We start from the raw sequence: 13,167 nt of genomic DNA on the forward strand, positions 1-13,167 counted from the left end.
TCAGCGACCCTGTGAGGTCGAACTTCTCACCCCGAGCGCCAACCCACTCCCCCTTGAGCTTCCACGTGAGAAGACCCACGACCAGAAGCCCGAGCGCGGCGTTGATAATGAACACAAAGCGCCAGCCGAGATGCTGCGTCAGTAGCCCGCCAAGAAACGGCCCGCTCGAAAGACCGATATAGACCGCGGCGACCCTTATCCCAAGCGCCTTTCCGCGGTCGCCTGGAGGAAACACGGATGTCAAAATCGCGACCGCTGTGCCGAAGACCATCGAGGAGCCAAAACCTTGGAGGCATCTTGATGCGATGAGGAATGAGGCCGAAGTTGACACTGCACAGAGAGCGGAGGCGGCGGTGTAGATCGACATCCCCAGCCTCAGGATGCGCTTACGGCCATGTATGTCAGCTGCCCTGCCGAAGGGAAGCAGGAACATGACGGCAGTCAGAAGGTATGCGGTTCTAATCCAGCCTAGCGTAATCGCATCGCAGTCGAACTCCCTGCCTATCGTCGGGAGAGAGATGTTCACTGAAGAGCTGACAAAGGGGATGAGAAAGCCTGATAGGACCGCTATGAGCAGTGCGGCCCGTCGCACCGAGTTGTCCGTATCTTGGTTCATCGCCTCGTTCCGCCAAACTGACCTAGCATTGCGTCCTGCGGTTGAACAGATGGCAGGTCGTTAGTTGCCAATCTGACGCCGCAGCTTCCTGATGGTCGTTCATAGGCCAAGGCCCGCGACCTCAGATCTCAACTTTCCTTTCATGACTCAGCATTTGCAGCCCACGAAGGTGGATGCTATCTTGGCGACAATGCACGAAGTCGTCAACAGCACGGAATCTTGGCGGGGTTGGATGGGCATTTGGCGTAAGTTGAGCTTACCTGGGAGAATCGGTCTTGCGGTGCTCATTCTCTTCGTGCTCATGGCGCTTTTTGCGCCTCTGATATCGCCTTTCGACCCGAACCGGCAGAACCTTGACAGGCGCCTTGAAGGCCCGTCGCTTAACAACCTGCTCGGACGCGACGAGTTTGGGCGCGATATCCTCTCCCGCATTATCTATGGCTCAAGAGTCTCGCTTGCCGTGGGCACTCTGGTCATCTCAATCTCGCTTGCCATAGGCGTCTTGGTCGGCATGATCGTCGGCTACCTCGGCGGATGGACAGACCAGATCGTCATGCGAGTGGTTGACATTGTGCTAGCCTTCCCGGGGATTCTCCTGGCCATCGCGCTGATGGCAGTCCTGGGGCAGAGCCTTTTTAACGTGGTCCTCGCGCTATGCATCACTGGATGGGCCCCATTCGCCCGCCTGGCAAGGGGTGAGACGCTCTCGATCAGAGAGAGGCAGTTCGTCATCGCTGCGAGGTCGCTCGGCGCCTCAGCCCTGCGCATCGCTTGGCGCCACATTCTCCCGAACATCAGCTCACCGATCCTGGTCAGGGCAACGTTAGGTATGGCAGGGGTGATCGTGGCTGAGGCGGCTCTGAGTTTTCTGGGTCTTGGGGTGCGGCCACCGACTCCGAGCTGGGGAGCGATGCTAAACTCCGGTAGGACTTACATACTCGTCACACCGCACCTGGTGCTCTTCCCCGGAATCGCGATAATGCTGGTGGTCTTGAGCCTGAACTTCCTGGGCGACGGCCTTCGCGATGTCCTCGACCCGAGGCGCCTCTCGCAATAGCGGCCAGCACCGGAAAGAGAGCACCCTTAGGCCATCAACTCTTCGTCTCCGGGGGCTCGTTGGGAAACTCGATGCCCACGCCGACATCGCTGTGCCGACCGCCGCCGGCTGTGTCGCTGTGATGCCAACCCGCGAGGTTCTGGACCTCCTTCCAATAGCCCTTCAGGCGCGAGGGCGATTTCGAGGCCAGGCCAACGAGCGCCTCTGCCGCGGCAGTGCGATGCCTCAACAGGCTCCTCTCGCGGAAGCCATGCACCTGCCTGAGCGCATTGACAAGCGCCCTAACAGCGCGAGGGTCGCCACACGAGGCGAGATTGTCGATATCCTGCTTCTCACCTCTGACCACCTGCTGCCACGAGCGTTCTCCCAAACTCGCAAGTCCGCTGGCGGCATATTGCCGAACCGAGCCCGACTCATCGCCCAAAAGCTCGATAAGCGGCTCCACCGCCTCACGGACTCTGAGCTGGCCCAGGCTCTTGGCGGCGGCGCGACGGACCTCGTAGGCTGTGTCCTTGAGCGCTCCAATAAGTGCATCTATCGACTCCTTGTCCTCGATCTCTCCCAGGGCGTTCGCCGCTGCCTCGCGTTTCTTCCAGCTCTCACTCGCCAGGTTTCGCAGATGCCAGCTCAATTTGGCCCGCTCAAACATATCTACAATAACTCCCTTTCAGAATGCAGTATCAAGCCATATCTTCGACAACAGAACCCAACACTGGCCAACTTATCACGATATTCGGCGTCCTTTCAAGACTGGCGGCTCGTGCGAACCGACCGCTGGAGAAGTTCACTTATCGGGCCCATTCTGAGCAATGGATGGCCATCTTGGTCAAACGGGCGCTGCGCAATCGCCGCCACGTTCTCCTTTGAGCGCATCTCCTGCGCTATGCGCCGCTTGATGTCGTCGAATACTGCGCGGTAGGCGGCGCAATAGGGTTCCTTGACGCCGGCAAGGTTACCTGCCCAGGCGTTGTATGGGCACCCAGCCAGACAGTAGTCCAGGTGCTCGCATTCCCCGCACGCCTCGCGAACCTTCGCCTGCCGTTCGGCCATGCGGCTGGCCATCGGGCTACTCAGTAGGTCGGACAGCGTGGGATGGTCCGCGAGGTTGCCGAGGCGATACGCCGTCATGCCGCAGAAGCGCTGGCAGGGGTAGATGCCCCCGTGCGGGTCAATGGCGAGGAACATGCCGAGGCAGTCCCGGAAAGTGCAGACCTTGCCCTCGGCGAACGCGACGCCCTGGCACATCTGATCGAGCGACGATACGAGCATCTCGCAGCGATACTCGAGGTAGTAATCGAGCGCCTCCCTCAATAGGCTGGCATACTGCTGAGGTGTGAGCGAATATGAAGCGTCCTCGGAGCCCATCTGTGGAACCGCAGCGTGAATGGTCAAGCCGAGTCGCTCTGCTCGGAAGAAATCGGCAACCTCGCGCCAGCGCGAGGCGCTGATGAGAGTGAAGGTCGCAATGCAGCCAATTCGCAAGCCGTACTCGCGTGCAAGCTTGATGCCTCGCATGGTGCGCTCGAAGTAGCCCACGCCTCGCTGGGCATCCGTGATCTCCTCCGGCCCATCGATGCTGGTTCCGATTTCGACTGTGTGTTTGGAGAATAGCTCGCAGAACTCATCGTCGAGTAGCCAGAGATTGCTCTGAAGAGCAACTTCGTATCCGCCGCGGCCGAATCTCATCCTGAGCCCTTCGAGGACCCGACGAAGAATGCCGTGCCCCGCCATCAACGGCTCGCCGCCGTGAAGCGTTACTCTGATCTTCTCCTGCTTTGTCTCTCTGGACACATGGGAGAGGAACTCGAGCGCCTCGTCCACCATTTCCGGCGACATGCTGGGCCCATCCCGAGTGCTGAAGCAATAAGCGCAATTAGCGGGGCAAGCAAGTGAAGGAACCAGCATGAATTGCGGCTGTGCTAGGCTTTCAGGTCGCCCATCGGCGCGCGACTGCGCCGGGTCGTGCTTGTCCAATGCCGTCCGCTCTGTTGTGTCCATCGACCCTTCAGATATCCTACTTGAGATTCCTTGCCTCAGAAATGCAGACTACAAGCGAATAGATTATCCGATTAGAAACAGAACACCAAACCTGAAAGGGGGTGCGTTATGGAACAAGTTGATGCTGTGAGGGTATCGCCGGTTGGAACGTTGCGCCCCGGAGAGGTTTTGGTCTAACTGCCTCAGTTGACCTGCCTGCCCTCTTAGGGTGACTCTGACCTGCTGTAACAGCAGCTCTGTCGCTCCAGCTGAATAGTCCTTTTCGCCGGCCTCCACGCTAGTAATCAGATTGGAGGTAGGAGCCTTCATAAGATGATCATGCTTAGCGGCTGTTAGCAGGTGATGATTGGGAGCGCGGTTGAATCGTGGGTCACATCCGTTGGCTGATTTTGGAGTGCGGCGGCTTGACACCGCTTTGTCTCGCCGCGGCCTGCGCTCTGTTAAGGAGGGTGTGGTTGTTTCGATGGCGGCTTCCAGGTTCAAGGTAGATATCTGTCAGAGGGTGGTGTCAAGCCACCACCAATGAAAACGGCGTCAAGCCGCGGCAGTCCAAAAAAGCGGCAGCCCACACGGTCAATCTGATTCTTGGGGGCTGCAAGATGGCTTGATAAGATCGCCGGCGGGCGTATTATCGCCGGGCTTAAAGTGCATGAAATGCTGATAATTCCCGAGGAGACAAAAAGTGCCTGGATTTGCTCGAGTCGCACGCATTGTCCTGATTCTCTTGATTATGCTGGCCGCACCCATCATGTCTCTGGGGGTTGCCTCCGAAAACGTCGTTCACGACAGCTGGGATGTCATTTTTCTCGCCGGGGCCAAGATTGGTTTTGCCCACACCGAGATTCTGCTGAGGGAGGAGGACGGCCAGGACCGCTACGTCACGAGAATGGAGACTGAGATGAAGATGCTCAGGGGCAGCTCCACGGCCAGAATGGAGCTCTCAAATGAGGTTGTGGAGAACGAGCAGGGACAGATACTCTCGTTTCGGATGAGAATGGCGGTGTCCGACCAGCCGGTCAAGATGACGGGGCATTTCACCGACGGAAAGCTCTTGGTGAAGCAGACCATCTTGGGTAAGAGCAAGGAATATGAGATCAAAGTCCCCAGCGGGACGGTTGGGCCTTACGGCGCATTGAGGCTGACGAGAGAAAAGGGATTCAAGTCCGGCACCAAATACACCATCGAGACGTTCGAGGCGCAGAGTGCAAAACCTCTCAGCATGGACATCGAGGTGCTCGGCGACGAGGTTGTCGATGTGCTTGGGAAGAAGATGTCGCTGCACAAGCTTCTTGTCAAACAGAGCATTCTTCCCGCGATTACGATTCACGAGTGGTGTGATGACGATGGGGATGTGTTCAAGACTCAGATCAAGCAGCTGGCCATGATTACTCTGAGAGCGACGGAAGAGGATGCGCTGCGGGCCGCATCGGGCGCTAAGGTTGATCTCCTCAAGGCCCTTTCCGCGCACTGCAACATGCTAATACCCCATCCCTACATAACGGAGGCTGCCACGTTCCGCATCATCTACTCCGGCGCCTCGTCGTCAGTAATCAAGATACCCTCGGACGAAATCCAGAGTGTCGAGCCGTGTGAGAGAGGTCTTCAAGTCAAGAGCATCCCGCAATCCTCCAATTCAGACGAGGCGCCATCATTGCCGATTAGTGCGCCGGGCATGGCGGAGTATTTGACGCCATCAGCTTATATTCAGAGCGACGATGCTCAAATAGTCAAGATGGCAAAAGATGCAGTCGGCGACCAGAAGAACGCCTACGAGGCGGCGAAAGCTCTATGCAGTTGGGTCTCGAAAAACATCTCGCTGAAGAACTACTCCGTGGGATTCGCAACGGCTGGAGAGGTTGCCGAACGACTTGAGGGCGATTGCACGGAGCACGCGGTCTTGCTGGCGGCGTTGTTGCGGGCGGTCGGCATCCCCGGACGGTGCGCTGTTGGGCTGATCTACGCTGACGGCAGCTTCTATTACCATATATGGAACGAGGCCTTCGTGTCCGGATGGGTGCCGCTGGACGCGACGCTCAATCGTGGCGGGAACGACTGGGATGCAGTGCACATAAAGGTGCTGGATTCTGCCCTCAACTCGCCAGCGCCAATGCTGGAACTGACGTCGCTCCTGCCGATGATGGGCAAGGTCAAGGTCGAGGTTCTGTCGCTCCGCTACGAGGGCAGAACGCTCGACGTCAAGGACCCGGGCAAGCTCTCATTCGTGATGGGCAACTCCTATGAAAGTCTGCTCTACTCGTTCAAGGTCTCAAAACCCAAGCGGGCAACGTTCGACCCGGCGAGTGACCCTTTCACCTCGAAGACGATACTGTCTGTCCACGCGCCGGCATATTCGAATGCGGAGCTAACAATTGAGATTGAACCCGTGGGCTTCACTCTCGGTCCGCGCGACCTCGTCAGCAAGCTTACGGCTTCCGGCAAAGAGCTGAGCAAGATTCACTATTGCAGGATCGGCGGCAGGCAAGCGGTTCGTTTCATCGAGACCGATGGCGCTGGCAAGACGCAGAAGCTGCTCATTCGCGACCGCGATGTCCTAGTAACGGTGAAAGCTGTCGGGGAGAAGAAATGGCGCAAAAAACTCTTCAACAAGGTGACAAGGACGTTTGAGTTCACGGTCGCCGGGTGATTGTTTGGCTGGCATTTAGCGGTTCGGGGCTGCATGAGCGGATGCTAGCGAGATCAAGAATTGCAATGAGATCGATGTGTTAAAACGTGCGTTTCAGGAGTGAGTCAATGACATTCTCAAGAAACCGGCTACGGGGGATTTCTATCTGTGTGGGTCTGTGCCTCGCCGCGATTGTCAGTGGGGCGGCGCTCGCCGAGTCGGCGCCGATTCTGGGCGCAAGCCACCCATCACTCTCGCCGGACGGCCAGACGATATGTTTCAGCTATCTTGGCGACCTGTGGACTGTGCCGGCTCAAGGAGGCCTGGCCACAAGACTTACCGTGCATGAGGCATACGAGGGGACTTCCTGCTGGTCACCTGACGGGAAGTTAATAGCGTTTGCGTCGGACAGGGGATTCAACCCGGACGTCTTTGTCATCCCGGCGGACGGTGGGCTGGCTCGGCAGTTGACGTTCAGCTCGAGGCCGGACGTGGCCAGGGACTGGTCAGCGGATGGCAAGTGGATCCTCTTCGACTCGCACCGGGAGATAAACTCGCCTCTTCGAGAGGGCGTGACTTACGAGGTCAGCGTTGACGGTGGGCAGCCTAAAAGGCTGATCGACTGCACCGGCAGCAACGGGGCGCTCTCACCCGACGGCAGCACGCTGGCCTTTGTTCGTGGCGTAATGCCCTGGTGGCGAAAGTCATACCGCGGCAGCTGCGACCAGGACATCTGGCTGAAGCTCTTGGATGGTTCGCCGGCCAAGCGGCTTACGAACTATGACGGCAAGGACACCGACCCCATGTGGTCGCCCGACGGCGAGCAGATATATTTTCTGTCGGACAGAAATGGAATAACGAACGTGTGGGTCATGCCCCAGGCGGGAGGCCAGGCGCGCAGAATCAGCGATTTCCAGGCGGATGGAGCGGCGTTTGCCAGCATGTCGCGCGACGGGTCAGTGATTGGGTGTTGCCTAGACGGGCATATCTACACAGTTGACACAAAAACAGGCGAGACCAGGAAGCTCGATATCTCCGCCCCAAGCGATGTCAAAGGTAACGTGATAGAGCCCAAAACCTACACGAGCGAGGCTTCTGAGACCGCGCTCTCGCCCGACGGCAAGCAGATAGCCTTCGTCGTCCGAGGCGAGCTGTTCGCGATGAAGGCGATCGGAGGCAAGGCGATGCGCCTCACGGACACACCGGCGCGGGAAAGCGCCATCGCTTGGTCTCCTGACAGCAATAGGCTGCTCTTCTGCTCTGACAGGGATGGGACGACAGACGTATTCGTTATGGAATCGACCGACAGGCGTGAGCCAATGCTGGCCAAGTCAAGGCTGCGCAAGACCACACCTCTTGCTACATCGGATGGCGAGGAGCTCTCGCCGAGATGGTCTCCCGACGGCAGCAAGATCGCATATCTTTTGGACCGGGGCCATCTGTGGGTAATGAACCCGGATGGGACAGGCAATAGGATGCTCGTCAAAGGCCCGAACATAGGCTCAATCGAGTGGTCCCCTGACTCGCGGTGGATAGCCTACAGCCAGGAGGGGGACTACTGGATCGCCGACATCTTCGTCGTATCCGTGAAGTCTTGCGCGGTGCACAATATCACGGAGGCCGCCTCGCAGGATTATGCGCCCGTGTGGTCGGGTGATGGCACGAGGATTCTCTTTGCTTCCAATAGAGAAGGAGGCATCGAGGAGTGGGGTGAGAGCGATCTCTGGCAGGCATTCCTGACGAAAGAGGCCCATGAGGACTACTTGCGCAGACGGCAACAGTATCGCGAGGACCTGCCCGACGAGGAGCAGGAGGACCTGCTTGCCAGTCCGGGGCACAAAACGGCAGAAGTCAGAATCGACTTCGACGGCATCGACCGCCGGCTCGAGCCTGTAACGTCGTTGAGCGGGAACGAAGGGAACCTTGCGGTCTCGCACGACGGCCGGACTTGCGCGTTCTCGAGCGGCGCCATGGGCAAGCGGGAGACACACATAGTCAACGAGTTTGGCATGAAGCTTCGCGAGATCGGCAAGACGGCGCCGCGCGCGATCGTCTGGGGCCCGAAGGATGAGCGGCTCTTCGTTCTGGGGACTGACGGGGCGATCACCGTGTCTCGTTTCGAGGACAAGGGCACTGCGAGGGAGAAGATTCGGGCGAGGGCTGTTCCTTATGTAGCAAAGATGGAGATCGACCACAAGGCCGAGAGGCGGCAGATGTTTCTCGAGGCGTGGCGAGGTCTTAACACTCATTTCTACGACCCTAGCTTCCATGGGGTCAATTGGGCAGCTGTCAGAGACAAGTATTTGCCCTTTCTCGATTCGGTTCAGACGCACGAGGATTTTTTATACCTCCTCCTCCAGATGGCTGGCGAGCTAAAAGCCTCGCATCTCGGTGCCTGGGGCGGCGGGACCCACAAATGGGACGTAGCAGACGAGACCGGCCACGTTGGTCTCCGCTTCGACCAGGGCTGGACGGGGGACGGTCTGAAGGTTGCGAGGGTGACTAAGAACGGCCCGTGCGACAAGCCCGGAAGCGAGGTCAAGGTTGGCGATATAGTGGTGGCGATTGACGGCACGAAGGTGAGCAGAGAGGTCAACTACTACAAGCTCCTGAACGGCAAGGTAGATGAGAAGGTCGATCTCTTGGTGGCCAGAAAACCGGGCGACAAGACGAGAACAGTAACGATCAAGGCTGTTGTATGGTGGGGGCTTTATCAGGACACATACAAGATGTGGGTCTCATCCCGCAAGGAATTGGTGGATAAACTCAGCGACGGCCGCATCGGATACATCCACGTTCAGGGGATGGACATGCGGAGTTTCAGGACGTTTCTGCGGGAGCTCATGACGGACGCGCGCGATAAGGAGGCGCTGATCGTTGACGTTCGTTACAACGGCGGAGGCTACACTCACGACCGCCTCCTCTCGGTTCTGGGGCGGCCGACTTATTTCTACTTGGAGGACAGGGCGGGGGCGATGCGTGAGTATCAGCCCAGTTTTCATTGGGGGAAGCCGGCCGTAACACTGACCAACCAATACTCTTTTAGTGATGCGGAGATATTCCCGTTCTCGTTCAGGAAGCTTGGGCTCGGCAAGCTGATTGGCGTGCCGACTGGCTCCGCAGTCATCGGGACTGGAGGTATCAGCCTCTTGGACGGGACTTGGTTCCGGCTTCCGACCAGCGGCTGCTTCACTCTTGAGGGTAAGACCCTTGAGAACATGGGGATCAAGCCGGACATATACGTGGAGAACCCGCCCGAGCAGGATTTCAGCACTACCAGCGATGCACAGCTCGAGATGGGGGTCGAGGTACTTCTCAAACAACTAGCGAAGAAAGAATAAGGGAGGAGCCATGAGAAACATAAGGACAGCAGCAGGTCTCGCCTTCGCGTGCTTGGCATGGTTGTGCCTCGTTGCATCGGGGGGGCTTGCCCTTGCCGAAGACGACGCGCACTCGATCGTGGGGGCTAGGTTCCCCTCGCTCTCGCCGGACGGGAGCACAATAGCGTTTACCTATCTTGGGGACATTTGGACGGTCTCCGCGGAGGGTGGCCTGGCATCCAGAGTAACAGTCCACTCCAGCCTTGACGGCCCAGCGTGCTGGTCGCCCGACGGCAAGTGGTTTGCCTTCACATCCAGAAGGGAGTACAACGCGGACGTGTTCGTCATATCGTCATCAGGCGGCCTACCGAAGAGGCTGACCTTCCACGGAGCACACGACAGCGTGTATTCATGGTCGCCCGACGGCAACAGCGTCCTTTTCTATTCCGACCGGGAGCTGAACACACCCGTGGGGGGTGGATCGGTTTTTACTGTGCCTCCCGACGGGGGTATCCCCGCGCGAGCTCTCGACTGCTCCGGAAGCGACGGGATTCTCTCTCCAGATGGCGCCACCCTGGCTTTCGTGCGAGGGGCAACGCCGTGGTGGCGCCGCGGCTACCACGGGAGCGCCAATCGAGACATCTGGCTTAAGCGACTAGATGGGTCTTCAGCTGTCCAGTTCACCAAGTTCGATGGCTCTGACAGCGACCCAATGTGGTCAGCCGACGGCGCCAGACTCTACTTCCTGTCCGACAGGGGAGGGGTCACGAACGTCTGGGTCAAGCCCATCGCCCGGGGCGAGGCGCAGAGGCTCACCGATTTTGACCGCGACGGGGTCGTTCACGCTCGCATCGCTCTGAATGGGTCGAGGATCGTGTGCGAGTTTGACGGCGAGTTATACCTGGTAAACCCAACGTCAGGAGAGCACCATAAAGTCAAGATACGTGCTCCGAGCGATCTCAAAGAGAACGCTACGGAGCTTGAGACTTTGGAGCGTGACGCTTCCGAGTTCGCACTTTCCAAGGACGGCAAACAGATAGCTTTCGTCGTGCATGGTGAGATATTCGCCATGAAGGCGTCCGAGGCCAAGAAGTGGCTTCAGTTGACCCACACACCGGCACGGGAACAAGACGTGGCGTGGTCGCCGGATGGCATGAAGCTCGCCTTCTGCTCCGACCGCAATGGCAATCGGGACTTATTCCTAATGGAGTCGACTGACCCCACGGAGAAGCGCCTTTGTCTTTCGAGACACAGTCGGACGACGCCTCTGGTGGCGACAGACGGGGAGGAATATGCACCCGTGTGGTCAGCAGACGGGAAGAAGGTGGCATACTTGAGTGGGCGCGGCGACCTCTGGGTTGTGGACAGGGAGGGCAAGAACGCCAGACAGCTCGCTGAGGGCCCATTCGTAAGTAACGTCGGGTGGGCCCCTGACGGCAGCTGGCTCGCCTTCAGCAAGACATGCTCCGACTGGCAGTCCGATATCTTCATCGTCTCCAGCGATGGCAAGCAACTCCACAACATAACTAAGAACCCCGCCTGGGACTACAACCCATGCATAAGTGGGGACGGCAAGAAAATCGTCTTTCTCTCAAACAGGAACGCCAACCGCCTCAGGTACGGCAATCAGGATGTCTGGCATGTTTTCTTGACGAGGCGCGACGAGGAGAAATATCAGGCGAGTCGCTCTGGTGATTTAGAGGACAAGCCGAAGGCTAGGGTCGTCAAAAAGGCAAAGAAAACAAAACATAAGAAAAGATTCTGGGATTTTCTCTTACGAACAAAGCTGAGCAAAAAGACGGAAGAGAATAAGCTTGCGATCGACTTCGAGGACATCCACCTTCGAGCGATGAAAGTGTCGAGGACGCAGGGCAGCGCGTGGGCGCTCTCGGTCTCGCCTGATGGCAAGAGCTACGCCTTCGGTTCGGACGCTTTCGGCAAGACTGATGTTTACATAGTCGATGAGTTCGGTAAGAAATCGAAGCGATTGACGTCCTTTGGGCTCAATCCGGTGCAGATACTCTGGGGCCCCAAGAGCAAGGAGATGTTCGTGCGCAGCGGGGGTGGGACGATCACGAAGGTCTCTCTCAGCGGGATGATTGAACCCGTGCCGTTTGTGGCCAAGATGACCATCGACCACAAGGGCGAACGCCTTCAGATGTTCAACGAGGCCTGGCGTGCGATGAGGGACTATTTCTACGACAAGGAGATGCACGGAGTTGACTGGGCTAAGGTCAAGGAGAAGTACCTGCCCATGCTTGGGTCTGTCGCGACCCCGGGCGGGTTCAGGCTTGTGCTGGTGCAGATGATTGGCGACCTCCGCTCCTCGCACACCTGGGTATGGTCTCCACGCGACCCGAAGTATGAACCAACAGGCCAGCTGGGCCTACGGTTCGACGCGAACTGGCGCGGACGTGGTCTGCGTGTCTCGCGCGTCGTTCCCGATGGCCCGAGCGATCTGCCAGGAAGTGAGATTGGCGTTGGGGACGTGATCTTGGCGATAGACGGTGTCGAAGTTGACAGCAAGAAGAATCCGTTTGCCCTTTTGAGGGGCAAAGTTGACGAGAGGATTGACCTTGAGGTCCTGAAAGGCGGCCGCGGGAGGCCGATGCTCGTTACAGTGAAGGCCTGGTCATCGCGGGCCATCACGGACAAGGTGTATCTGTCGTGGGTCAAGTCCCGCAAGGCGCTCGTCAAGAAGCTCAGCGGCGGGAGGGTTGGCTACACGCACATCCGCTGGATGGCGCAGAGCTCCTACGAGGAGTTCCTGAAAGAGCTCACGCACGAGATGACCGACAAAGAGGCGCTGATAGTTGACGTGCGGTTCAATTCCGGGGGCAACCTTCATGACGAGCTGCTTTCGGTTCTCGGCCGCGATGTCTATTTCTACTTCGAGGATAGGGACAAGTCGCTGAAAGTCATGCAGCCTCGCTTCAACTGGCGCAAGCCGGTCGTCGCTCTCATCAACGAGTATTCTCACAGCGACGCCGAGGTGTTCCCGTATTCTTTCCGTAAGCTCGGGATAGGGAAGCTGGTCGGCGTTCCCACGTCTGGTGGGGTCATCTTCGTGAGCGGCGGCGTGAGCCTCCTTGATGGGACGTTCGTCTTGATCCCTCAGTGGGGCGCTTACACGCTCACCGGAGAGGAGCTCGAGGGCAGGGGCGTGAAGCCAGACATCTACGTCGAGAACCCGCCCGAGCAGGACTTCAGCATGACGAGCGACGACCAGCTCAAGAGAGCGGTCGAGGCGCTGCTTGAGCAGGCTAACGGGAACTAATGGCGCAGTACGTTCAGATTCGGGCAAATGATTGAATGGGGCATCTTTGACACTGGCCCTCTCATTTCAGCCTTCCAAAGTGATGCTATTGGTGTTTTGGGGCGACTTATCTCAAAGGCCTATACTGGGCCGGTGTGTATGGGAGAGCTCAGAACCTCCGGCTGGGCACCGGAAACTGAGGCGGTCGTGCGAGACGGGTTCTTGAGCATCCGTTTGCCAAACGAGAATGAAAGGGCCTGCACGCAGAGAATAGCGACCGAAGTAGATCGTTGCTCC

General features: G+C 58.2%; 7 protein-coding genes. 4 read left to right on the forward strand and 3 right to left on the reverse strand.

From position 1 onward, the window contains the following. The coding region (locus VM163_00005; GenBank protein HUT02263.1) for an MFS transporter at positions 1–616 on the reverse strand (616 nt) is incomplete at its 3' end. Between the two features lie 232 nt (positions 617–848). Between VM163_00005 and VM163_00010 the strand changes: the two genes are divergently transcribed. After that, on the forward strand, positions 849–1,673 hold the full coding sequence (locus VM163_00010) for an ABC transporter permease (GenBank protein HUT02264.1): 825 nt from the start codon (positions 849–851) through the stop codon (positions 1,671–1,673). Positions 1,674–1,707: 34 nt separating this feature from the next. Here the strand turns inward: VM163_00010 and VM163_00015 are convergent, their stop codons facing one another. Beyond that, the gene (locus VM163_00015; GenBank protein ID HUT02265.1) at positions 1,708–2,304 is read right to left on the reverse strand and encodes a HEAT repeat domain-containing protein; all 597 of its coding nucleotides are present in this window, start codon (positions 2,302–2,304) and stop codon (positions 1,708–1,710) included. 113 nt (positions 2,305–2,417) lie between these two features. After that, complete coding sequence (locus VM163_00020) at positions 2,418–3,671, reverse strand: TIGR04083 family peptide-modifying radical SAM enzyme (GenBank protein ID HUT02266.1); 1,254 nt, start codon at positions 3,669–3,671, stop codon at positions 2,418–2,420. 682 nt (positions 3,672–4,353) lie between these two features. On the opposite strand from VM163_00020, the gene VM163_00025 reads away from it, so the two are divergent. The 3 genes from VM163_00025 (at position 4,354) to VM163_00035 (ending at position 12,891) form a co-directional block, all read left to right on the forward strand. Continuing rightward, positions 4,354–6,315, forward strand: coding sequence for a transglutaminase-like domain-containing protein (locus tag VM163_00025; protein ID HUT02267.1), 1,962 nt, complete (start codon positions 4,354–4,356; stop codon positions 6,313–6,315). A 107-nt stretch (positions 6,316–6,422) separates the two neighbouring features. Further along, positions 6,423–9,635: a S41 family peptidase gene (locus tag VM163_00030; GenBank protein HUT02268.1), complete on the forward strand. Its 3,213-nt coding sequence runs from the start codon at positions 6,423–6,425 to the stop codon at positions 9,633–9,635. 10 nt (positions 9,636–9,645) lie between these two features. After that, a complete protein-coding gene (locus VM163_00035; protein HUT02269.1) occupies positions 9,646–12,891 on the forward strand; it encodes a S41 family peptidase in 3,246 nt (1,081 codons plus the stop codon). Positions 12,892–13,167: the final 276 nt, after the last annotated feature.

This window comes from bacterium, from assembly GCA_035527515.1.
Taxonomy (GTDB): domain Bacteria; phylum B130-G9; class B130-G9; order B130-G9; family B130-G9; genus B130-G9.